A 20,756-nucleotide genomic window follows, 5' to 3' on the forward strand; every position below is an offset into this window, starting at 1 on the left:
TTCGTGTCTGTACTCTCTGTCTGTGAATTCGATCGTCATGGTTTTCTTCTCCTTTTCGCTCTCGGTTTTAGACAATCTGTAAGGTCGTTCTTGGTGGTCAGGGTGATCCTGTCGCCCAGGTCCAGGGTGTGGATCTTCCCGAAGTGATTGTTGACGCCCCGATTGTGGGCGGCCAAGGCCACGTTGCCATCCCAGATCGACGTCTCCTCGAAATGCCCCGCGCCCTTGGCCAGGGTGGAGCTGCCCGTGCCCTCATAGACCTTGACGGTCAGATCAATGGCCGGGATCTTCAGCGTCCCCAGATGGCCGCCCTTGTAGTAGAGGTCATCCGTCACTTCGGTATAGCCGGTGGAGGCCGTACCTGAACTGCCGGACGTGGGAGCGCTGGGGACCGGACTGCCGGGGATCATCACGGCGGAGCCTGTTCCGTTGATCACCGCGCCGCCTGTGGGCTGCCCGTTGGGAGCCAAATTGGGCGTGAGATAGATCCCGGTATGCAGCGCGTCCGCACTGGGGCTGCCGAAGGCGGGCGGGATGAGAGCGGCGTTCTTGCTTACGTCCTCATTCTTCATGGCCCCGCCGTCCGCCGTGTACACCACCTCAACGGAAGTGGGCTTGCCATACTCCGGGTCGCCGGGGCCGTCGACGTCGTAGGACAGAGGTTCCGCCGCGCTGGCTCCCACGGTGAGAGCGGAAGCCAGACACAGAGAGAAAAGCGTCATGCTCAGTTTCTTCATTGCGCTTCGCCCTCACTTTCATCAGATTCACGCCGGTGCTTGTAAAACAGCGCCGCGCCAAGGCCGGCGCCCGCCAGGGCCACGATCCCAAAGGGCACTAAAATTGCCGCCCAGTTGAATGGAGCGGGGGCTGCCGCTGCATCTGGGATATCCACCACCGGCTCTATGGCCGTGCCCTCGAAGATGGCCACATAGCGGGTCTTGTTGAGATTGATCCGGCTGACCGTCCCGGCGTAGTCGGCGGTGACGGTATAGCCCTTGACATAGCTGCTGGTGGCGGAGCCTGTGTAGGTGGCCACAGCGGTAAAGCGGTCCCCCAGGGCATAGCCATCCTCAGTGGCGGTGTTATCCGTCTGCCAGTCGATGTTCTGGAGCGTCAGGGTCCTGCCGCCGTCCTCAATGGTCTTGGGGATGTACTGGGTATCCTGGCCCGCCAGGTTGGGATAGCTGCGGGTAGCGGAGATCTCCTTGGTGGAACTGCCGTAGCCAGCCACATCCACCTTGACCGTATCCAGCTTGAGGGTCAGTATCCCCGTCAGACCGTCATCCGTGATGAATTCCCGCTCCTGGGGCAGCAGGGCCAGCACCGAGGCCATATCCTTGTTCTTGCTCTCCAGAGACACCGTCTCGGTGTGCTGGCGCTCCTCGTATTCCGGAAGCTCCTGCTTCAAAAGATCCACCAGAGTATAGCGGAAACCGTCCTGCTCAAAGTCTGAGCGGGGGATGCCCGCGGGACCGTCCGTGGGGGACAGGTCATAGATCTTCCGGATTTCCGCCCCGTCCTCGCTGCGGGCTACGGAAGTGGGATAGCACGCCGCCGCTGTTTCGGCGGCGAAGGCGCTGATGGGCAGCGCCATGGTCAGCATCCATGCTGCGGCACATAGGGAGAATAACCGTTTCATCATTTTTCTGCTCCTCTTTTATTATTTTGCCTCGGCTCTGCTTGAAAGAACTCCTGGAGGGGTTTATTACTGGTATTCATTTCCGTAGGGATGGGTACCAGCTGGCCTGCATCCAGCAAAAAGCAAAGCCCCAGTGCGGTGATGCACGCTTTTGCAGCCAAGGCAGATTCCGGGACCTTTGCCCAGTCCGGCAGTTTCCGAGGGTCTGAAGCCAGCACATCTTCACCCTCTTTATTCTGAGGTGAGGTGGGATGGCAGCGGACCAGCTCCAGCACCTGAAGTCCATTGGTCATGCCGATGGACTTCGATCCGGAAGCAGGCAGGGAGCGGTAGTGCTCCAACGCATCGTCCAGCTTCAGGAACCGGGACATCCGCCAGCCGGTGATCCCTTTTGGGTCATAGCCCAGCCGCAGATCGTCGATGGTGTAATAGGAATAGTTCATCTTTTCACCTCAACAATTCCATATCGCCGATTGTGGGAGAGTCCGACTGTTCCTGCTCCTGGCCGCGCAGCTCTGCCAGCTTCTGCGCCGCCCAGTCCGGCAGATACCGCTCGTCCAGCGCGCCCACGAATTCCGTGCGGTTCCAGCGGGTCATCTCTCCGTCGCCCAGACAGGTGCAGCGGATGGAGCGCCCAATGGCGTGAGGACTGCAGCCAAAACCATCATGGGCGTACCAGAGCTGGTTCTGCTGGGACCAGCAGGACTCTTTCAGCGTATCCGGGCTGAGCACCAGCACCTTTCCGGTATAGTCCAGTTCCCAGCGGTCTCCGGCGCAGTACTCCGGGCCGAATAGGCCCAGAGCCTGATACGCCTGCCTCGCTTCGTCAATGAAGCCATCCAGCACCGCAGGATGGCTCTCCACGCAGAAGCTGGGGTTGTGCCCATCATCCGGCGGCACAAAGAACTGTTTGGCCCACTCCTTGTTGGCCGGACTGAACCGCCCGTCGTAGTCCTTTTCCTGCAAGGTGTTGGCCAGCACGAAGTTCACCCGCCTGAAGCCATACTCCGCAATGACGCTTTCCGCGCAGTCCGGCTTGAGGCGCATCCCATCAAAATCCTGGCGGATGGCGGCTTCGATGGCCTGCTTACAGGCGATGTTGGCCTGATGGCTGGCCCGCCACATCGCCAGCTCGCCCCGCTCTCCGGCGTCTCTTGCTGACCAGGGGTAGAGGTAGGTTTCATTCATCCTGTTCGGCCTCCTGCTCCAGCAGCATATGCAGGCCGCTCAGATCAACACCCGCACTGGAAAGCATCACAAGGATGCTGTCATCCACATCGTCAAATGGATCGCTCAGATCTTCTTCGGCAGCGGTGATAATGATCTGCCCCTCCTCAGCCTGGACGTCCAGCGGCTCATCCTGAGCAATGCCTGCCTGGTCCAGCAGCGCTGCAGGGATGGAAAGTCCATGGGTGTATGCCTGAATATCGTGGTTCGTTTCATCAGACGCCTCCCGGCTGGCTTCGGCCAACTGGGAGATCAAAGATACATTCAGATTGGACAGCAGTTGGATCACGCCGACGGTCTCACCTGCGGACAGATCATCCCGCGTCACCAGTACGCAGCCGGATTCTGTGTGGATGGTCAGCTCCTCCGCCTCCGCCAGCTTGGCCAGCTGGAGGGCGGCGCGGGGGATCGCCAGGGTCTTCTTCTCAGGATCATGGCAGAATTTGAATTTCATCGTCAAGTTCTCCTCTCTTGTAGTCAAATAAATTGAGCTGCACCGCAGCCCGCTCCCGCTCATGCACGTCGTAGTTGGCGATGAACAGTTCGGCAAACTGGCAGCTGGGGTCGTATCGCTGTTTGATGTTGTTCAGCCGGGTCACCGGCTCGATGTGGATGCCGGGCGCGTCATACAGCCCCCGGATGAAGGCGTCATCATTGTAGGACAGCAGGAACTTGCCTTCGATGGACAGCAGCGCGTCTCGCAGGCGGATGTGATCTTTTTCGGTGAAACCGGCCTCCCCGATGTTCTGGTAGTACCCCTCGGTGGCATGGTAAGGCGGGTCACAGTAGAAAAAGCTCTCAGGCCGGTCATAGTGCCGGATGAGCGTTTCAAAGTCCTGGTTCTCCACCACCACGTCCTTCAATCTCCGGCTGGCTTGTAAGATCAGGGGAAAATCATCCCACAGATCATGGGGCTGGCTGCCGAAGCTGGTAAGAGCGGAGGCGTAGCTCTGGCGGATGATCTGATAGAACCAGGCCGCCCGCTGGATGTCCGTGGCCCGCTTTTTCCGCAGGCCCAGCCGCGCCCGCTCAAAATCCTCCCGGGAGTTGAGCACGTAGCGCAGCGCGTTGATCAGGAGATCCGGCTTGTCCCGTACACAGCGGAAGAGGTTGGCAAGCAGACTGTTATAGTCGTTGTAGACCTCAAAATCCCGACCGGGCGGTTTGTGGAAGAGCACCCAGCCGCCTCCACCGAATACCTCAATGTAATGTTTATAAGACAGAGGAAAGCGCCTGACGACTTTTTCCCGCAGAGCTTTCTTGCCGCCTACCCAGCTCATAAAGCTGTTCACGGGCCGTCGCTCCTGTCCAGAGGCGGCTCAAAGCCGTCCAACGCAGTCTCCAGTCCCCGGATCGCCGCCTCCAATCCACTGGCCATGCCCCGCAACTGACGGATGGTGCTGTACACCTCGCCGGCGGTTCTGGCATAGAAGTAGCCGTCCCGGCTGCTGCCGATGGGTACGCCCTTCCTCCTCAGCCGGTTCACCAGCTTCCGCAGATCCGTGCCGCTGACGCCCAGCACCTGCTCCAGCTCAGCGCCCCGGACAACGTACTGCCTGCCGGAGCAGGCGCCTTTCAAATAGGCCAATAGTCGTTCTTCCCGCAATGTTTTCCCCTTTCCGGAGCCGCTTTTCCGAAAATGGGCGCAAAAAAAGAAGGGGCCGCTGTCCCTTTCGGAATAACGGCCCCTGTTGTAGTCATTTTAATGGTTCAGCTGAATTTCATTCCCATGTCTTTGGTATCCATGATCCACTCTGATTCGCTCAGCGTCTCCAAACGCACCTTCATTCAATCACGCTCCTGATCTGCACCGGACAGGAGCGTCAATTTTTCAAAACTCCTCATCAGCTCATCTCCATTCCGCCCCGCTGGGGCTGGCCTGCCAGCGCCTGGATGGGCTGCCCGTCCCGCCGCTCCACCAGACCGTAGTCGGTGAGGGCACTGTGGCGCTGGTCCAACAAAGCCTGCCCGTATGGATACAGCTTCACATGGGGGAGCAGCGTGCGCAATGTCTCCTCGTCCACAGACACACGGAGCTCGCCCATAGCCACATCCTCCGGAGAGCGTGTTTCCGGTTCCAGAATGTAATTGTCCAACTGCTTCGACAGGAGTACTGCTTCTTCCGCATCATCGCATGCGGCGGCGGAAAGGACGGCTTTGTATTTGGACAGTTCAGCAGGCTCCATGTGCAGGAGCTCCTCCGCCAGACAGTTGATCTGTTCGATGTCGGATGCTTTCTCCACCGCGTCCATCAGGCTTGGGACCTGACAGTCCCGGCAGCGGATCGATACTTCCGGCCAACCTGCCGCCCTGACTGCGTCAAGGGCTGTATCCAAATCGGCTTGTGCCGCAGGTAGCGGGAGCGGTATGGAGCGATCTCCGCACCGCATCTCGATCAGGATGGGATACGCCGGCTTTTTCGGCGTAAGATCCAGGGAGTCAAAGACCTCCTCCAGATCGCTGTCCTGGCAGACATAGCCCCGGCTGGTAAAAACGCCGCCCTCGCCGATACGGGCTTCCCGGCCCAGTCTCTCAAAATCCAGCAGCTCAAAAATGGAGTCCGGCACATTTTCCACAGAGGGAATAAAACCGTTCTCCGCGTAGAAGCGTCCCAGCTGGCTGTCGTTCAATGCCTCCGGGAGCACATGACAGCAGTCCGCACTGTAGGCCAGATCAATGAGCCGGGGGCAGCGGATAGGGCCGTCCCGCTTGTCGATCTCCATTTGCACCAGTCCCTCGAAGGAGATGCTTTGCCGCCGGTCCAGCTCGGACAGCCGCTGTGCCAGAGCGTTCAGTTCATAGAAGCTGAAGGAGGGGGCTATCAGCAGAGAGAGGAATGCAAAGTCGTAGTACTCGCAGATCTCCCAGCTTGGTTCCTCGCCGGGGCTGGCCCGTATCCGCTCCAACGCATCCAACAGCTGATATGGGGTTGCCGGAAGATCCAATTCGCAGTACAGGTCATTTTTGCTGTACAGCTCCACATGGAATACCTTATCCAAGGCTCATTCCCCCCATCGTCATCCCAAACTCCGTGTCACTGCCCTGGGCTTCGGCGGGGGTCCTATGCGCCTCATGGCTTTCATAGCTTTTGGGATCGGCGCCGGGAATGTCCCAGCCGAGCATACTGCCCACTTCCATGGCCTGCCGCTGGGCGGAGGTGACGCCCAGCTTCTCGTTGTTGAAATCAGCCAGCTCCGCGTTTGTCTCCTGGTCATCGGTGCTCCAGTCGGAGAGATAGAAGCCCTGTTCGCCCCGCTTGATGCAGATGAGCGCGCCGGTAGACTTCAATATGGAGAAGCACAGTTCCGGAAGCCCCTCCGCCAGCTTGGGTCCAAACCGCTCCGCCTCGGTCTGGATGCTCCAGTCATTCCAGTTCCAAAGGTGGACATACAGCTCCCCGTCATCAACGGCAATTTCCCTCTGCTCAAAGCCTTCGCCCCAGCCGTCACTGGCCTGACCGGAAATCGTGTCTTTCAAGATGTCCATTTCCTCTGGGGACAGCGAACCGGCCACCTTACACTCAGCCACGCCCCAGAGTTGACCGTCCCGCTCCTCCGCGGTGAATACCACGGATCGGACCTTCTCGTTGACAGAGTCGTCTCTGCTGTACCAGTGCATGATTCCCCGTTCCGCTTCTTCCGGCAGCCGGTTCCTGACCAGGGCGGCCAGGATGTGGCCCATGTAAGGGCGCAGCGCCCGTCCGTCCAGCTCCGAGCTGTTATCCTCCAGATCTCCCCAGTCGTTTCGCCGGTACAGCTCCGCGGTCAGGGGCATATACAGCTTCAGCGTGATTGGTTCCGGCGGCAGGACGGTGAAGCTGTCCTGCCCGATGATGACGCCCAGGGTCCTGCCGTTGTCAAATGTGCAATGGAATGTGCCCAGATCGTCGATACAGTCCAGCGTCCCCATGGTCCCCGGTTCCACCGGGGCATAGGGATCTTTCATCGCTCTGAGCTTGATCCGGCTCCCAGGAGGATACTGCTCCCGGAGGAAGTCCAGCCATTCTTTTGAGATATTACTCACGTCACATGCCTCCCATCGTCAGCCCCTGCTGGGGCGTATTGTCATAGTCCTTCAATGGCCGGGGATTTTCCTCGCCATAGAGGTCGTACAGAATATCGTCCGCCTCTTTGCGGACAACAGGATCGTCCGTCAGCGTCTCGTAACGGAAGCCGGTGGTTTGACGGTATGGCAGCTCCTCCCGGATACACTGGAGGTATGCCTCCGCGTCTGTAAACTCCAGATGCTCACCGCTGGCGAAGGAGGCCCTACCGACCAGTGGCTTTTGCTCCTGTACCTGGTTCTGCCGCTGGACGTAGAAAAAGCCCGCCTCATGGGAAGAGGCGGGCTTTAATTCAAACTTGGTGGGATTGGATTTGATTGTCTTCTGCATGATTTTTCACCTCGTTTTCCTTGGTATAGCTACACAGCATACCACAGCTCTGCCGCAATAGCTACATCATTTTTGCCCCAATTCCTGCTGGGGAAATGGCTGGCTGATTCCCTGCACAAATACGGTTTGATCACGTAAGGCCTCTCATCTGAGGGCCCTGCTCCTTCTGAAATTGTCCGGAGGTCATCAGCTCATCCAGCGGTACAGCCCCATGGTAGGCGATATAGCCCAGATCGCTGAATTCGCCATTCTCCCGCTTGATCCGCTGCTGGCCGTACTGCTCATAAGCGTAGAATGTGTCCAGATTTTCGTCATACGCAAAATGGCCGGACTGCTGGATCATGTATCTGCCGTAGTCCGCGGGGGTTTTTACATCCGAGACAAATGTAAACAGGTCGAGATTCTCTGCCAGACGAAGGATTTCACTGGCGTTCTCCGGCTTTGCCATCCGTACAGCGGCGGTCAGCTTATCCTGATCGTCCTGAGACAGCGCCATGATCGCCGAGGCCAGGTCGTTCAGGTCGAAGATGCTCTCCTGCTCCAGGTCCATAGCCTCCACGATCTCTGGGGCAAAGGCACAGTCATCGAACAGGAACCGCATATCCTCCGGGGCAATACCGGAGCGTTTCAGCGCCCGGCTGATCTGCCCTTTGGAGGAGGGGAGTGAGATCCAGGTAACGTGTTCCGTATCCTCCGGCTCCGTCCGGGAGGTGACGCCCACCGACAGCATATCCTGCTCATAGTGGTAACCGGGGAAGTGGCGGCCATCATAGAGCTGTTCCAGCTTCATGCCGTTGTCATAAACCACGCCGTAAGGCGTCACATAGCCGCTTTTTTGGAGGATCAGCTCCAGCGCGATCTTTCTTCCGTCCGCCTGCTGCAGTTCATCCATCGGCATGCATCCGCCGTTGACGGTCAGGAGGTGGTCTTTTCCGATCCGATCCAGGTCCGAGAAGTCTGTAATGACTGTGGCCTGCTGACAGCAAAAGGTCAAGTTGATGAGGTCCGTCATATCGAAAACGCCCAGCTTCACCGCCATGGCTTGGAATTGTGCGACTTCGCCGGCGTCGAAGCTGTCCAGCCGCTTGGTCAGATAGTCCAACTCGTCCACATTGACCGCCGATTTTTCCAGCCGCTTCAGGATGGGGAAGTCACTGGTGATCTCATCCACCCGGCAGTCCCGGCCCACCGCGTCCCCAATTTCCAGCGTCGCCAGCATCTCCATACAGTGATCATACTCCTGTCTGGGAATGGGGAATGGTGTGGTGGCCCAACCATATTCCGGGTGTTTGGCATTGCTTAAGACTGCCCACATCAGTCTTTTCCCCCATTCTTCTGGAAAGGATACCGTTGTTTTCGCTGGCGGGGCTTCTTGGGCTTTTCGCTGCCCCTGGGCTTGGGAGGCTCCATCATCGCGTCGTCGCAAGCTCCGCATCCCTCGCCCCGCCGCAGGCGGCAGGGCTCACTCACTACGCTGCGCCTCCTTCCACCACCGCAAACGCTTCGCTGGTTTGCGGTGGTGATTCGGGTGTCCTGCATAAAATATTTGCTCATCTCTGTCCTTTCCGGGCGGAGCTGTGTTCTCGGAAGCAGGCAGCAAAAGAGAGCCGGTATCCGCCTCCGGGATACGGCCCTCGTCCTGTGTTTGATTTGGTTTTAGAATTGCTGGGTCATGCCTTGATAGGGAATGTCTGCCACCTCCATTTCCTTTAATTTAGACTGATCCACCAGCTCATCAAGCTGGGGTACAGCGCCTTCGATCTGATCCGCCGCTTCGCGCAGCAGCTTCCGGCGCTCATCCGTGATAGGGTATCCGCTATCCAGTGTTTCCTGGATGCTGCGGTAAACCTCCGTGAGCTGCTGGCGCGTGAATAGCTGATTTCGGTCGATCAGCCCCGCTCGGACAGCAAAGTCCTGCTTGGCGGCGGCGTAGTCGCTGCCTAGATAGTGGCCCCAACATACGCCGGTGCGGTCATGATCCCGCTCCCAGGTAATGAATTGGACGCCCCACTCCGTGGGGTGCCCTGCCAGAACAGCGCCGTTGAACTCAGCCAGAAGCCGGTAGCCTTCTCCCAGTCCCGCGACTTTGAGAGGGGGAGCGGCTTCTATGGCCCGCATATATTCAGCGGTAGTTCGGACGATCTCATAAGCATGATCTTTTGCGGCTGTCAGTTCGCCTGTGTGGAGATTGCCCTGGCGATAGGTGATCTCGCCGATCTCCTCAACCTTGCAGATGGACTGACTGTTCAAACTGACTGCCAGATTTTCATCCGCAGTACGGCTGACTTCGTAATCTGCCCGCTGGAGAGCCAGGGTCGTTTCGATGAGATATTTCTGACGGTTGATTGCATTGTTCATTGGGTGTTTCCTCCTGTTTGATTTGGGCTGGCGCCCTTTTTGAAAATGAAAAAGGGCGTCAGTTTACGTGCAGCTATGCTGTCTAAACTGGCGCCTCAATATAAAAACCAATGTGCGTCCCAAAGAGCACTCACTTATTTTTGCTTTTAATGGTAGTTCGACTCTCATCAGTATGCTGATTTTGCTGTCCGATAGTAAAATTCAAGGCTCTTTCGCTTTTGGACGAAAGAGCCTTGCGAGGCTTGGAAACTCTCACTTTTTTCGTAGATAGTCTTTTTTGCCTCTTAGTTTGGCGTCCCCGGCGCGATTCGAACGCGCGGCCTTTCGCTTAGGAGGCGAATGCTCTATCCTGCTGAGCTACGGAGACAGGGTACAAGAGGTATTGTACCCGATTTATGGGCAGCTGTCAATTCATGAAGTGACAGCCGCCGCAAAAACTCACGGGATGACCCGGACCCGGATCACATTGGGCAGCGTCCGCACATCTTCGATGACAGCCTGCTCAACTCGGGTGCCTAGATCCACCAGCGTGTACGCATAGCTGCCCTTGGACTTGTTGCTCAGGTTTTCCACGTTCACGCCGTCCTTGCTCAAAAGCGTAGTGATGCTGGCCAGCATGGCGGGGATGTTCTTATGGATGATGCACATCCGCATCACGCCGCTGCGGTCCATGGAAACGGAGGGCAGGTTCACGGAATTGCGGACATTGCCGTTTTCCAGATAATCCCGCAGCTCGTCCACCGCCATGGCGGCGCAGTTCTGCTCGCTCTCCGGTGTGGAGGCGCCCAAATGTGGCATAGCCACCACATGAGGTGCCTTGACCAGCTCATTGGTGGGGAAATCCGTGATATAAGCCGCGACCCACCCGGTGTCCAGCGCCGCCAGCATGGCTTTGTCGTCCACGATCTCGCCCCGGGCCAGATTGATGAACCGGACGCCCCGCTTCATAGCGCCGATGGCTTTGGCATCGATCATGCGGGCAGTTTTTTCCGTAAAATGGATATGGATCGTGATATAGTCCGCCCGCTTATATAGATCGCTAACATCTTTCACCACATGAATGTGGCGGTCCAGCCGCAGAGCCGCCTCCACGGATAGAAATGGATCGTAGCCATAAACATCCATACCTAGGGAGATGGCCATGTTGGCCACCAGAGAGCCGATAGCGCCCAGACCGATGATGCCAAGGGTCTTCTTATATAATTCTGGGCCGATAAAGGCGGATTTTCCCTTTTCCACCACAGTGGAAACATCCGTGCCTCCGGCGGCCTGCTCCCGCACCCAGCGGATCGCGCCGGGTACATCCCGAGAGCCCATCAGCATGGCGCAGAGCACCAGCTCCTTCACCGCGTTGGCATTGGCGCCGGGGGTGTTGAACACGGCGATGCCCGCCTCGGAGCAGCGGTCCAGCGGGATATTGTTGACTCCCACGCCCGCCCGGGAGATGGCCAGCAGGCTGTCGGGGAACGGATAGTCCAGCAGCTTGGCGGATCGGACCAGGATACCGTCCTCGTCCGTCGTCTCCTCACCGACGGTGTAGCACGCCGGGTCAAAGCGGTTCAGGCCCACAGAAGATATCTTGTTGAATGTTTTGATATGATACATGGCGAAAGCGCCTCCTGGGTGGTCCCAGCGGACCACAGTACTTGCGGCGGAACGTGCGGCGCTGGCGCCGCTTCCGTCACAGCTATTTCATTATAAGGTCCTTCCCTTGGACTGTCCATGCGCGAAGGGCTGAAAAAAGCCGCCCTGGCAGGGATTTCTTTGTGGAAAAAAGTAGCATCTCATCAGTTTGGCGTTTTGCCGAAGGAAAAAGACCGGGTTCTTGAAAAAATGTGGAGTTTTGTATTGAAATCTGGAATAAATCGGGCTATAATATTAACTCGTGTGTTAAACGCTCTTCCCTTTGGAAACAGTATTTTTCCAGAAGAAGCGTTTTGTGATCGATCTTGTACGCGCCATGGGGCGCGCACCGCTGCGGAGCGCCCATGGTCCTGCCGTATAGTAAGGAGATAGAAACTATGCAGAATGAAAAATTGAGAAATGTCGCTATCATTGCCCACGTTGACCACGGCAAGACCACGTTGGTGGATGAGATGCTGAAGCAGGGCGGCGTATACCGCGAAAACCAGGAGACCGTAGAGCGCGTGATGGACTCCGGCGACCTGGAGCGGGAGCGGGGCATCACCATCCTGGCCAAAAACACCGCCATCCAGTACAAGGATGTGAAAATCAACGTGGTAGACACGCCCGGCCACGCTGACTTCGGCGGCGAGGTGGAGCGCATTTTGAAGATGGTCAATGGCGTCATCCTGCTGGTGGACGCCGCCGAGGGTCCCATGCCCCAGACACGCTTTGTGCTGAGCAAGGCCCTGGAGTTGGGCCATCGGGTCATCGTGGTGGTCAACAAGATCGACCGCCCCGACCAGCGCATCCACGAGGTCATCGACGAGGTGCTGGAGCTGCTGATGGATCTGGACGCTACGCCGGAGCAGCTGGACTCCCCCATGCTGTTCTGCTCCGGCCGCCAGGGTACCGCCAGCTACTCCCCTGACGCGGCAGGCACCGACCTGACGCCCCTGTTCGAAACCATTCTGGAATATATCCCCGCCCCCGAGGCGGATGTGGACCAGCCCTTCCAGATGCTGGTCAGCTCCATCGACTACAACGAGTTCGTAGGCCGTATCGCCATCGGCCGCATCGAGCGCGGGACCCTGAAGCAGAACCAGGAGCTTGCCGTGTGCAACTACCACGATCCCGAGGCGGTCCTCCGCAAGGCCAAGGCCACCTCCATCTATGAGTTCGACGGTCTGAGCCGCAAAGCCGTCACCGAATCCACCGCCGGCAACATCATCGCCATGAGCGGCATCGGCGACATCACCATCGGCGACACCATCTGCGACCCCTCCGCCGTGGAGGCCCTGCCCTTCGTGCAGATCAGCGCGCCGACCCTGGAAATGACCTTCTCCGTCAACGACTCCCCATTTGCCGGACGGGAGGGCAAGTTCGTCACCTCCCGGCAGATCCGGGAGCGGCTGCATCGGGAGACGCTGAAGGACGTATCCCTCCGGGTCACCGACACCGACAAGGAAACTGAATTCAATGTGGCGGGCCGGGGCGAGATGTCCCTCAGCATCCTCATTGAGACCATGCGCCGGGAGGGCTATGAGTTCCAGGTCTCCCCCGCCCGTGTGCTGTACAAGGAGATCGACGGTCAGAAGTGCGAGCCTATCGAGCGGCTGGTGGTGGATATCCCCGGCGACTGCGTCGGCTCTGTCATTGAGAAGCTGGGCCAGCGGAAGGGTGATCTGGTGGAGATGACCCCCGTGGGAGATCGGATGAAGATCGAGTTCCTGATCCCCGCCCGGGGTCTGTTCGGCTACCGCAACGACTTCCTCACCGACACCAAGGGCGAGGGCATCATGGCCTCCGTGTTCGATTCCTACGCTCCCTATAAGGGCGAGATCTCCCGCCGGGGCAACGGCTCCATCATCTCCTTTGAGACCGGCGAGTCCATCACCTACGGCCTGTTCAACGCCCAGGAGCGGGGCACGCTCTTCATCGGCGCCGGTGTGCCGGTGTACGGCGGCATGGTCATCGGCGTCAGCCCCCGCAGCGAGGATATGACCGTCAACGTCTGCAAGAAGAAGCAGCTGACCAACACCCGGGCCTCCGGCTCCGACGAGGCCCTGCGGCTGGTGCCTCCCAAGCAGATGAGTTTGGAGCAGTGCCTGGAGTTCCTGGCGGACGACGAGCTTCTGGAGGTGACCCCCAAGAGCCTGCGGATGCGCAAAGCCATCCTGGACCACGAGAAGCGGATGAAGGCGCTGCATGGGAAGAAATAAAAACGGAAGCGCCCCGGCCTTTCAAGGACGGGGCGCTTTTTACAGGCGGCGGGAAGCGGGCTGTTCAGACGCCCTTTCGCTCGTATTTTTTCAAAAGATCCTCGATGGCCTCGTCCAGAAGCCGGGTCTTGGTGATCCGGGTCTTTTTGGAAAGCTCGTTGAAAGGCTCCACCAGCTCGTTGGCCAGGGAAGACATGAAACGCTTGCGATTGACTAAAGTCGGTTCAGCCATATGACACCTCCTATGTACTATATAGATACTATATGGTAACTATATATCACACTTTTTTACTCTTGACAACTAGGGCATATATAGTGTATATATAGCGTATAGGAGGCGATCATATGGGAAACGCATTGTCGATGCTGGAGGATTTGGCTACGAAGCTCTGCCGGGATTGGCAAAAATTTGACCCGGAGCAGATCCTGTTCCGGGAGCAGTACGAGCGGCTGTTCCAGGACGTTTGCAGCCGTTTGGATACAGAGACGAGGAACACGGTCATCGCCATGCTGGACGCCCGCCTCTGCGGCCTGGAGGGAGAAAAGGAGTTCCTGTTCCGCCTGGGCCTCCAGATCGGGCTGGAGCTGGGCGGGCTGGACATTCTGGAGAAAATTTGCTAACATAACTGGGAACTTTTCCCCGGCCGGATCCGTCTCAATAACAATAAGATCTGGAAAGGATGAAGCCCTATGAAAAAAATGCTCACCTGCTTTCTGGCGCTGTCTCTGTGCGCCGCCGCGCTGTGTCTGCCAGCTGCCGCGGCAGAAAACGACCTGCTGATCTCCCCCGCTCCCGCCGCCGCGCCCCTTGGGCCGGTCCAGGTGTGGGGACAGGCGACACAGCTGGAAAGCGGCAGCCTGCTGCTGAAGAATTCCGACAAGACCGCCCTGCACCAGGAGGTTGTTATCCATTTGACTGAGACGACCCCAATTGTGGACGCGGTCTCCGGCCTGCCCATGGACGCATCTGACATCAAAAACGGCGATACTGTTTATGCCTGGGTTGGACCTGCCATGACCATGAGCCTGCCGCCCCAGGCCAGTGCCGTCGTGGTGGTGGCCAACATCCCGGCGGATTTCGCAGTCCCCCAGTACTATGAGATCTCCGGGCTGGATCAGACAGTGACCGCCGCCGTCTATCCGGCTCCACCCAGAACGCAGGTAAATCTACCCACTGCGAGCGGCGAGGTACTGACCATTCCCGTCACCGCCCAGGTGTCTCCCTGGCTGACGAAAAACATCGTCACCGTGGATGACCTGACGCCTGGCACCCGCATTCTGGTGTGGCGCGGAACGGACAATGTGATCAGCCGTGTGCAGATGCTTCCTAGCCAGTATCAGGGCTGGGTGTCCTGTGGTCCTGAAGGCCAGGTCTCTGTTAACGGTGAGGAGCTGTCCGTGAAGGGAAAGGCCGTGGACGGTGAGGTCCTGGTGCCCATCCGGGCTGTGGCGGAAGCTGCCGGATACCAGGTGGATTGGATCGCCGGAAAGGGCGCTGTGGTGTCCGCCAGCGGCAAGGCGGTGTTCTCCGTGCTGCCCGGGGCGGAGACCGCGCTGACAGCAGATGACGAGGTCTATCTGGGCCGTCCCTGCGTCATCGAAAAGGGCGTCACCTACCTGCGGGACGCGGACCTGGCCCGTCTGCTGAACCTGTTTTTGTCTCGGGACGCATAACCGCCTCTGCCTCGGCGCACAATACCCTCAGTGAACAAAAAATTAAGGCCGCGAAGCGGCCTGCCGCAGAGCACTGCGCTGTGGTACTCGAAAGGCGGCGCTTCCGCTTTTCAAGTTATTTGCTTATAACACCGAGGTGAGTACGATGGAGCAAAACGAGCTGCCCCTGGGCTTCGGCATGGCCCTGGCCCAGCATCCGGAGGCCATGGAGCGCTTCGCAGGCCTGCCGGAGGCAGAGCAGAAGGCGATCCTGGACGGCATCCACGCCGTCCGGTCCAAACAGGAAATGCGAGCTTACGTGGAGCGTTTGATGAAGTAAAAAAACAGCCACCGCGGAAGGGCGGCACTCCGTAAGGAAGTGCCGCCCTTGCACTATCTTTTACGTCGGGGTGATAGGTGCGGAAACCATCTTGGCACGCAGCGCCGTCCGCTTTGGGGTGCCCGCGGCAACACAAAAGCTATGCTCGCTGCTGCACGATGAGACAGGGCGGCAAGTTGTCTCCAGAGGCTTCTTTTCTGCGGTCAAGGGTTTAAGAATGGAGATTTTTTCGCGCCCTGTGCGAAAAAATACGACTTGGCCTTGACGGTCTGGACCGGCGGAACGGGCGGGGAATGCAGATTGCCTTTCCTCATTGGCTGTGTTATAGTTTTTCCAATACATACCGATAAATCGGAGCTTCTAAAGGAGAATAAGTGATGATTGTAAAATGGGAGCCGGATTGGTACGAATTAGACCAGTGCATTGTGGTTGGAGATATTGATTTCTTTTATTTGAGAAAAGATAACTTTTATTTTGCAAATGGTTTAGATCTGAAACCTTATGAATGCGAAGTCAAGGCAGAAATATTGAAGATAACCCACCCAGAATTAGGAGAAATAAAAGGTGTTATAACGATAGGGCTTGACTATTCAATATACCTTAGTGACGGAACTGTAATCATTGTAAATGCTGAAGAAAATCCCGGTAAAATCTATAATTCTCAATATGTCGTAAGCGAATGGTGTTTTGATGTGCAAATCCATATCATTGAAAAAACTGGGCTGACATTGATTGAACGAAACAAAATGTACAATCATAATGAACGGAAAGAACGGTGGCAGGAGTGCATCGGAAGATATAAGGCTTTATTAGGCTTATCAAAAGCAGATTGGGAAAAGTAAATTTACATGAACAATTCCTCTTTGTCAGTCAGATAAAAATGGAAACTGGGTGGTGGAGCAAACATCGAATTAACTATCCCCGCCGCCCTGTCCGTTACCGTTCCATATCCTGTGACCTGCGCTGTGCGTGTTCCCGCTGTTCCTGCCGCAAGGTACTGTAAACGCTCCTTCGTATCTGCTCGGCCTCATTCAATGACTTCTTTGAGAATGCCATCCTGTATTTCTGCAGAAAGCATTGGGAGGAACTTCCTTGCGAAGTTCCTCCCAACACCGCGGCGGCTGTTTTTTACTGAAAAGAGAGGTGGAACCGGGCGCCGGGAGCGCCGGCAAACACCAGGAAGCCTCCCTCCGGCAATGTGACGGTGGTATCGTCCCACAGCACGGAGGAGCCGGTGACCTGCCAGTCCTTGTCATAGACCCAGAAGCCCCCGTCCTCCGGCAGCTTCACCGTCATGGCCTTTCCGGCGGCCCCTCCCACCTGATACCATCTGGCATAGCCATCTGCCTGAACGGTGGTGTAGGAGGTCCCACCGCCGGTGTAGAGGTCCGGCGCGCCGGTCTCCGCCATGTACAAAGAACCGTTGGCGGACAGCCACAGAACGCCGTCATCCTCCCATACCGCGATGTCCTGGCCGTCCCGGCCGCCAGTGCCGGGGAGCTGGAGCTCGTAAAGGGCCGAGGTCTCATCCACGATGCGGGCCGCGCCGATATAGCCGGGCACCGTTTCGGCAGCTTCCGCCGCACCAGCGGCGGACAGCGCCAGGTAGACCTGGGAGCTGTACTTTTCGTCCATGGGCAAAATATCCGTGGCCGCGGCCCCCATCCAGAAGTCCTGGACCTCGGCGGGGATCTGATTTCCCGGCAGCTTCACCGCCGCATAGTTGGAAACAGGCAGCGTCCCAAGGCCGGGGAGCTGGCCAAAAGCCTTTTGATAGAGATACGTCTGGCCGTTGGACTCCTGAACGAATTTCAAAAGGGATGCACCCGCGGCGTCCCGGAAAGTGCCGTCGTCATGATAGGTGAAGGTCTGGTCCGGCACTGTGTTGGGGTAGTTCAGGTAGTGCATGGTCAGCACGCCCTCAGCGGAAACGCTGACCTTGTACTGGGCGGAGGTGGCGGCATAGTATCCGCTGTTCTTCATCAATTCGGCAGGCATGGCGGCGGGCTGGGCTCCCGGCAGGGCGGGAACGGCGGTGTCCACCTCCACGCCCCTGGCATACAGCGCCGCCAGCAGCATTTCCGTGGCCGCCAGCTCGTTATAGGTGGACACACCGCCGGAGGTGACCACCGCAGCGGCCATATGGTACTCTGGGATCACCACCAGCCCCGCGTGATACAGCAGGGTATCGCCGCCCTTCACCAGGGCGGTGATGTCGTTCTGACTAAAGGGAAACCACTCTACGGAATCCCAACCCAGGCCGTAGGACAGTGCGTCCAGCGTGTCGTCGGGCCAGACGCCCCGGATGTATTCCGGCGCGGCCATAGCGTCCAGGGAGGACTGCCGCAGCAGCCCAGTACCAGTCAAAGCACCGCCGAAGGCAGCCAGATCCGTGGCGGAGGCATAGATCCCGCCGGCGCCCACCACATTCAGGCAGTCCTGCGGCAGGGGCCGGGGATCTGTGCCGAAATAGGTCTTGGCCAGCCGGGACGTGTCAAAGCTGCCGCCGGGGGCGAAGGTACTGCTCAACCCGGCGGGCTTCAGGATGCTGGTTTTCACATAATCCATGAAATCCTGGCCGGAGACGGCCTCCACCACCAGCTCCGCCAGGGTGAAGCCGTCGTTGCAGTAGACGCTGTAGGCACCGGGGGCCGCTTTCAGCCGCTGGGCGGCCAAATGTTCCAGCAGGGTGTCGGCAGCGACGGGGTCCGGGTCATCAAACAGCATGGCGTTTCCCATGGTAGATCCCATCAGGCCGGAGGAGTGGTTCAGCAGCATCCGCACCGTGATCTGTTTATATCGGGGATCCGCCATTTTGAACTCCGGCAGATACCGGGTCACCGGAGCGTCCAGCGACAGCTTGTGCTTCTCCGCCAGCTGCATGACGGCCACTGTGGTATAGATCTTGCTGACGGAGCCAATGCCGTAAAGCGTCTGGGCCGCGTTTGCCGCCGGCGCGGCTTCGCCGGAGCCCTTGGCCATCTCCGCTCCGCCGGAGATGGTGATCTTGCCGTCCTCCCAGACAGCCCAACTGATGCTGTTGGCCGTGCCATAGGTCATCGCGCCTTTGGCTGCGATCTGCGCGGCCTCCTCCGGTGTTTTGGCGGCGGCCTCCGCCGGCTGAGCGGCTGTTGTCTCCGCCGCCAGCGCCGGGGCTGTCAGGCTGAAGGCCAGCAGCAGGGCCAGCAGCAAGGCTCTGATCCGTGTTTGCATATGTTTCGTTCCTTTCCCGCCCCATGGGGCGATCTGTGCTTGTGGGGATATGGTACACCTTCCACTGGGTGGAAGGTCAAGGGAAATCCGCGAAATTTCCCCAAGTATTCCAACAGACGGTCCCAGGAACAGGGACGCCCGCCCCGGCGTCTGCCGGAGGTTTTGCCCTCGCGCTCATAGTCCTCCGCCGGTCAGCAGACCCAGCAGCGGCTCGAAATCCACACCCTCCCGCAGGGGCAGGTCTTCCTCCGCAGTCCGCTCCCCGCAGGCCCGGACGAATTCCGCCGCCTGCCGGGCGGCATCTGCCAAATCCGCACCTCGGACCAGTGCGCCGATAAGGACGCTGGCAAACACATCGCCAGTGCCCAAAAACTCCCGGGGGACCCGCTGGGTCTGGATCAGATGGGTCCGGCCGGTCCCGGCGTCAAAGCACATGGCTCCGGTCAGCTCCGGGGCAGCGGAGGCGCCGGTCAGCACCACGGACCGCCGGCCATCCAGACTCAGCCGCTTCACGATCTCCCGAAGCCCCTTCTCCCCGGTGGGCAGTGCGCCAAAAGAAAGCCCCAGCAGCAGCGCCGCCTCCGTCAGATTGGGAGTGATAACGTCCGCCTGTTCTGCCAGCCGCGCCATCCCGGCGCACATGGCGGGGGTATAGGTCTGGTAGACCCGCCCGTGGTCCCCCATAACGGGGTCAATGATCACCATCGTGTCTGCGCGGCGAAAATCCCGGATGAAATCCGCTACGATGCCGATCTGGCGTTCACTCCCCAGAAAGCCGCTGTAAATGGCCTGGAATTCCAGGCCCAGGGCCTTCCAGTGGGCAGATACCTTGGGCATCTCATCAGTCATATCCAGAAAGGTGAAGCCCTCGAAGCCGCCGGTGTGGGTGGAGAGGAAGGCGGTGGGCAGCGGGCAGCACTGGACCCCCATGGCGGACAGGACCGGCAGGGCAATGGTCAGCGAGCAGCGGCCAAAACCGGACATATCATGGATAGCGGCAACGCGGGGCGTAAGCATGACACAGTACCTCGGCTGAAAAATTCATTTTATTATATCGTAATTTTCCCTATTGTTCAAGGCTGGAAATTGTGCTATACTACGTTTGTTCATGTCATATGCGCCTGTGATGGAATTGGTAGACATGCGAGATTTAGGTTCTCGTGCGGCAACGCGTGTGGGTTCGAGTCCCTTCAGGCGCACCAAACTAAGAGGCAAAAAAGACTATCAACGAAAAAAGTGAGAGTTTCCAAGCCTCGCAAGGCTCTTTCGTCCAAAAGCGAAAGAGCCTTGAATTTTACTATCGGACAGCAAAATCAGCATACTGATGAGAGTCGAACTACCATTAATAAAAGCCAGAATAAGCCAGCGTCCAGTGCGTTTTGTCAAGTAGGTTTTTCAAATAAATGCAAAAACAGGCCACAGTGAATCGTCACTGTGGCCTGTTGTGTAGAGTTGTTCAGTTATGCGGCTCTAATTAGATGCAATACTTGGTTTTTCATATCAACCGTTTTAACATCAAAGCCAGCGTTGTAGATTACATTGGAAATCGGGCGGTTATCGCCAGATACCAGTAGGAGTAGAATTTGAACGCCGATTTGCATAGCGGTTTTCCGATCAGCTTCTCAACCTCTGCAAAGGCCAGGGATACGCTGTCCGCCGTCTGCTGGGAAAGGTACTCGCCCAGCGGGGCAAAGCTGGTGTTGGCCGCTACATACCGCTCCTTGAGGGCCTCTGCAATAGGGGGCTTCTCAACGTCCGGCGCGGCGGGCAGTTCCACCAGACTGATGAAGTTGAAATACACATCGACACGCTGCTTACGCTTATACCGGCCAATGCGCTCGCGCTCATGGACAACTACCTTTTCCACAAACTCATTGAGCATGGGCGTGGTCAGTTCGTCAAAGCTGGTGTAGCAGTCAACCAGGGCCATAAACTTGTCCACCCTGCCGCTCTGCTCCTGCATCGTTTCCATCTCTGCGGCCAGCCGCTTCAACTCGCCCTCTATCTGCTCCTGCTCCGCTTCATACTGCTGGGACAGTTTCAAGAACCGCTTGTCCGTCAGCTTGCCAGCGACATGATCCTCAGAGA

The 20,756-nt window shown here is 58.0% G+C and carries 23 protein-coding genes and 2 tRNA genes; 6 read left to right on the plus strand and 19 right to left on the minus strand.

Features of this window, described 5'->3' with window-relative positions; translation table 11 throughout:
• Positions 1-35: 35 nt before the first annotated feature.
• From Q0Z69_RS12520 to Q0Z69_RS12590, 15 genes are all read right to left on the minus strand, one after another.
• Positions 36-737: a sortase domain-bontaining protein gene (locus tag Q0Z69_RS12520; protein WP_298034085.1), complete on the minus strand. Its 702-nt coding sequence runs from the start codon at positions 735-737 to the stop codon at positions 36-38.
• Positions 734-1,639: a cell wall anchor protein gene (locus Q0Z69_RS12525; protein ID WP_298034179.1), complete on the minus strand. Its 906-nt coding sequence runs from the start codon at positions 1,637-1,639 to the stop codon at positions 734-736. The genes Q0Z69_RS12520 and Q0Z69_RS12525 overlap by 4 nt, the downstream gene beginning before the upstream one ends.
• On the minus strand, positions 1,639-2,082 hold the full coding sequence (locus Q0Z69_RS12530; RefSeq protein ID WP_298034087.1) for a hypothetical protein: 444 nt from the start codon (positions 2,080-2,082) through the stop codon (positions 1,639-1,641). The genes Q0Z69_RS12525 and Q0Z69_RS12530 overlap by 1 nt, the downstream gene beginning before the upstream one ends.
• Before the next feature lie 4 nt (positions 2,083-2,086).
• Positions 2,087-2,827: a DUF3849 domain-containing protein gene (locus Q0Z69_RS12535; RefSeq protein WP_298034089.1), complete on the minus strand. Its 741-nt coding sequence runs from the start codon at positions 2,825-2,827 to the stop codon at positions 2,087-2,089.
• A complete protein-coding gene (locus Q0Z69_RS12540; RefSeq protein ID WP_298034091.1) occupies positions 2,820-3,320 on the minus strand; it encodes an AbrB/MazE/SpoVT family DNA-binding domain-containing protein in 501 nt (166 codons plus the stop codon). The genes Q0Z69_RS12535 and Q0Z69_RS12540 overlap by 8 nt, the downstream gene beginning before the upstream one ends.
• Positions 3,298-4,146, minus strand: a complete 849-nt coding sequence (locus tag Q0Z69_RS12545; protein WP_298034182.1) for a DNA adenine methylase — start codon at positions 4,144-4,146, stop codon at positions 3,298-3,300. The genes Q0Z69_RS12540 and Q0Z69_RS12545 overlap by 23 nt, the downstream gene beginning before the upstream one ends.
• A gap of 8 nt (positions 4,147-4,154) precedes the next feature.
• Positions 4,155-4,454: a hypothetical protein gene (locus Q0Z69_RS12550; RefSeq protein WP_298034094.1), complete on the minus strand. Its 300-nt coding sequence runs from the start codon at positions 4,452-4,454 to the stop codon at positions 4,155-4,157.
• Between the two features lie 256 nt (positions 4,455-4,710).
• A complete protein-coding gene (locus tag Q0Z69_RS12555) occupies positions 4,711-5,865 on the minus strand; it encodes an antirestriction protein ArdA (RefSeq protein WP_298034097.1) in 1,155 nt (384 codons plus the stop codon).
• Complete coding sequence (locus tag Q0Z69_RS12560; protein WP_298034100.1) at positions 5,858-6,889, minus strand: DUF4314 domain-containing protein; 1,032 nt, start codon at positions 6,887-6,889, stop codon at positions 5,858-5,860. The genes Q0Z69_RS12555 and Q0Z69_RS12560 overlap by 8 nt, the downstream gene beginning before the upstream one ends.
• Before the next feature lies 1 nt (position 6,890).
• The gene (locus Q0Z69_RS12565) at positions 6,891-7,259 is read right to left on the minus strand and encodes a hypothetical protein (protein ID WP_298034106.1); all 369 of its coding nucleotides are present in this window, start codon (positions 7,257-7,259) and stop codon (positions 6,891-6,893) included.
• Positions 7,260-7,389: 130 nt separating this feature from the next.
• Positions 7,390-8,574: an antirestriction protein ArdA gene (locus tag Q0Z69_RS12570; protein ID WP_298034109.1), complete on the minus strand. Its 1,185-nt coding sequence runs from the start codon at positions 8,572-8,574 to the stop codon at positions 7,390-7,392.
• Positions 8,574-8,729, minus strand: a complete 156-nt coding sequence (locus Q0Z69_RS12575) for a hypothetical protein (protein ID WP_298034111.1) — start codon at positions 8,727-8,729, stop codon at positions 8,574-8,576. The genes Q0Z69_RS12570 and Q0Z69_RS12575 overlap by 1 nt, the downstream gene beginning before the upstream one ends.
• 186 nt (positions 8,730-8,915) lie before the next feature.
• Positions 8,916-9,617 carry a hypothetical protein gene (locus Q0Z69_RS12580; RefSeq protein ID WP_298034113.1) on the minus strand — a complete coding sequence of 234 codons (702 nt, stop codon included), beginning with the start codon at positions 9,615-9,617 and terminating at the stop codon, positions 8,916-8,918.
• Positions 9,618-9,907: 290 nt separating this feature from the next.
• A tRNA-Arg gene (locus Q0Z69_RS12585) sits at positions 9,908-9,984 on the minus strand.
• A 71-nt stretch (positions 9,985-10,055) separates the two neighbouring features.
• On the minus strand, positions 10,056-11,222 hold the full coding sequence (locus Q0Z69_RS12590) for a phosphoglycerate dehydrogenase (RefSeq protein ID WP_298034117.1): 1,167 nt from the start codon (positions 11,220-11,222) through the stop codon (positions 10,056-10,058).
• A gap of 416 nt (positions 11,223-11,638) precedes the next feature.
• Between Q0Z69_RS12590 and typA the strand changes: the two genes are divergently transcribed.
• Positions 11,639-13,462, plus strand: coding sequence for a translational GTPase TypA (typA, locus tag Q0Z69_RS12595; protein WP_298034120.1), 1,824 nt, complete (start codon positions 11,639-11,641; stop codon positions 13,460-13,462).
• A gap of 64 nt (positions 13,463-13,526) precedes the next feature.
• On the opposite strand, the gene Q0Z69_RS12600 is transcribed toward typA, so the two are convergent.
• Positions 13,527-13,694 carry a ribbon-helix-helix domain-containing protein gene (locus Q0Z69_RS12600; RefSeq protein WP_298034123.1) on the minus strand — a complete coding sequence of 56 codons (168 nt, stop codon included), beginning with the start codon at positions 13,692-13,694 and terminating at the stop codon, positions 13,527-13,529.
• 113 nt (positions 13,695-13,807) lie between these two features.
• Between Q0Z69_RS12600 and Q0Z69_RS12605 the strand changes: the two genes are divergently transcribed.
• The 4 genes from Q0Z69_RS12605 to Q0Z69_RS12620 all read left to right on the plus strand — a co-directional run bounded on the left by Q0Z69_RS12605 (position 13,808) and on the right by Q0Z69_RS12620 (position 16,297).
• Positions 13,808-14,083, plus strand: coding sequence for a hypothetical protein (locus tag Q0Z69_RS12605; protein WP_298034126.1), 276 nt, complete (start codon positions 13,808-13,810; stop codon positions 14,081-14,083).
• Between the two features lie 69 nt (positions 14,084-14,152).
• Positions 14,153-15,136, plus strand: coding sequence for a stalk domain-containing protein (locus Q0Z69_RS12610; RefSeq protein ID WP_298034129.1), 984 nt, complete (start codon positions 14,153-14,155; stop codon positions 15,134-15,136).
• Between the two features lie 145 nt (positions 15,137-15,281).
• Positions 15,282-15,455: a YdeI/OmpD-associated family protein gene (locus Q0Z69_RS12615; RefSeq protein WP_298034132.1), complete on the plus strand. Its 174-nt coding sequence runs from the start codon at positions 15,282-15,284 to the stop codon at positions 15,453-15,455.
• A gap of 377 nt (positions 15,456-15,832) precedes the next feature.
• Positions 15,833-16,297 carry a hypothetical protein gene (locus Q0Z69_RS12620; RefSeq protein WP_298034135.1) on the plus strand — a complete coding sequence of 155 codons (465 nt, stop codon included), beginning with the start codon at positions 15,833-15,835 and terminating at the stop codon, positions 16,295-16,297.
• A gap of 286 nt (positions 16,298-16,583) precedes the next feature.
• On the opposite strand, the gene Q0Z69_RS12625 is transcribed toward Q0Z69_RS12620, so the two are convergent.
• Both Q0Z69_RS12625 and Q0Z69_RS12630 read right to left on the minus strand, forming a co-directional pair.
• Positions 16,584-18,668 carry a serine hydrolase gene (locus Q0Z69_RS12625; protein ID WP_298034138.1) on the minus strand — a complete coding sequence of 695 codons (2,085 nt, stop codon included), beginning with the start codon at positions 18,666-18,668 and terminating at the stop codon, positions 16,584-16,586.
• Positions 18,669-18,842: 174 nt separating this feature from the next.
• Positions 18,843-19,685 (minus strand): pyridoxamine kinase, encoded by an 843-nt coding sequence (locus tag Q0Z69_RS12630; protein ID WP_298034142.1) that lies wholly within the window; start codon positions 19,683-19,685, stop codon positions 18,843-18,845.
• A gap of 100 nt (positions 19,686-19,785) precedes the next feature.
• On the opposite strand from Q0Z69_RS12630, the gene Q0Z69_RS12635 reads away from it, so the two are divergent.
• Positions 19,786-19,870, plus strand: a tRNA-Leu gene (locus tag Q0Z69_RS12635).
• Between the two features lie 332 nt (positions 19,871-20,202).
• Here the strand turns inward: Q0Z69_RS12635 and Q0Z69_RS12640 are convergent.
• Positions 20,203-20,712: a DUF4368 domain-containing protein gene (locus Q0Z69_RS12640; protein WP_298034145.1), complete on the minus strand. Its 510-nt coding sequence runs from the start codon at positions 20,710-20,712 to the stop codon at positions 20,203-20,205.
• Positions 20,713-20,756 lie beyond the last annotated feature (44 nt).

Origin of the sequence: uncultured Dysosmobacter sp. (assembly GCF_947631165.1) — a bacterium.
GTDB lineage: Bacteria > Bacillota > Clostridia > Oscillospirales > Oscillospiraceae > Oscillibacter.

What these genes read in the sequence shown, in the direction of transcription:
- Q0Z69_RS12625 (WP_298034138.1), bottom strand. Translation starts at nt 18,668, where the DNA reads ATGCAAACACGGATCAGAGCCTTGCTGCTGGCCCTGCTGCTGGCCTTC.
- typA (WP_298034120.1), top strand. Translation starts at nt 11,639, where the DNA reads ATGCAGAATGAAAAATTGAGAAATGTCGCTATCATTGCCCACGTTGAC.
- Q0Z69_RS12600 (WP_298034123.1), bottom strand. Translation starts at nt 13,694, where the DNA reads ATGGCTGAACCGACTTTAGTCAATCGCAAGCGTTTCATGTCTTCCCTG.
- Q0Z69_RS12620 (WP_298034135.1), top strand. Translation starts at nt 15,833, where the DNA reads ATGATTGTAAAATGGGAGCCGGATTGGTACGAATTAGACCAGTGCATT.
- Q0Z69_RS12610 (WP_298034129.1), top strand. Translation starts at nt 14,153, where the DNA reads ATGAAAAAAATGCTCACCTGCTTTCTGGCGCTGTCTCTGTGCGCCGCC.
- Q0Z69_RS12545 (WP_298034182.1), bottom strand. Translation starts at nt 4,146, where the DNA reads ATGAGCTGGGTAGGCGGCAAGAAAGCTCTGCGGGAAAAAGTCGTCAGG.
- Q0Z69_RS12605 (WP_298034126.1), top strand. Translation starts at nt 13,808, where the DNA reads ATGGGAAACGCATTGTCGATGCTGGAGGATTTGGCTACGAAGCTCTGC.
- Q0Z69_RS12630 (WP_298034142.1), bottom strand. Translation starts at nt 19,685, where the DNA reads ATGCTTACGCCCCGCGTTGCCGCTATCCATGATATGTCCGGTTTTGGC.
- Q0Z69_RS12530 (WP_298034087.1), bottom strand. Translation starts at nt 2,082, where the DNA reads ATGAACTATTCCTATTACACCATCGACGATCTGCGGCTGGGCTATGAC.
- Q0Z69_RS12535 (WP_298034089.1), bottom strand. Translation starts at nt 2,827, where the DNA reads ATGAATGAAACCTACCTCTACCCCTGGTCAGCAAGAGACGCCGGAGAG.
- Q0Z69_RS12520 (WP_298034085.1), bottom strand. Translation starts at nt 737, where the DNA reads ATGAAGAAACTGAGCATGACGCTTTTCTCTCTGTGTCTGGCTTCCGCT.
- Q0Z69_RS12590 (WP_298034117.1), bottom strand. Translation starts at nt 11,222, where the DNA reads ATGTATCATATCAAAACATTCAACAAGATATCTTCTGTGGGCCTGAAC.
- Q0Z69_RS12565 (WP_298034106.1), bottom strand. Translation starts at nt 7,259, where the DNA reads ATGCAGAAGACAATCAAATCCAATCCCACCAAGTTTGAATTAAAGCCC.
- Q0Z69_RS12540 (WP_298034091.1), bottom strand. Translation starts at nt 3,320, where the DNA reads ATGAAATTCAAATTCTGCCATGATCCTGAGAAGAAGACCCTGGCGATC.
- Q0Z69_RS12570 (WP_298034109.1), bottom strand. Translation starts at nt 8,574, where the DNA reads ATGTGGGCAGTCTTAAGCAATGCCAAACACCCGGAATATGGTTGGGCC.
- Q0Z69_RS12615 (WP_298034132.1), top strand. Translation starts at nt 15,282, where the DNA reads ATGGAGCAAAACGAGCTGCCCCTGGGCTTCGGCATGGCCCTGGCCCAG.
- Q0Z69_RS12525 (WP_298034179.1), bottom strand. Translation starts at nt 1,639, where the DNA reads ATGAAACGGTTATTCTCCCTATGTGCCGCAGCATGGATGCTGACCATG.
- Q0Z69_RS12580 (WP_298034113.1), bottom strand. Translation starts at nt 9,617, where the DNA reads ATGAACAATGCAATCAACCGTCAGAAATATCTCATCGAAACGACCCTG.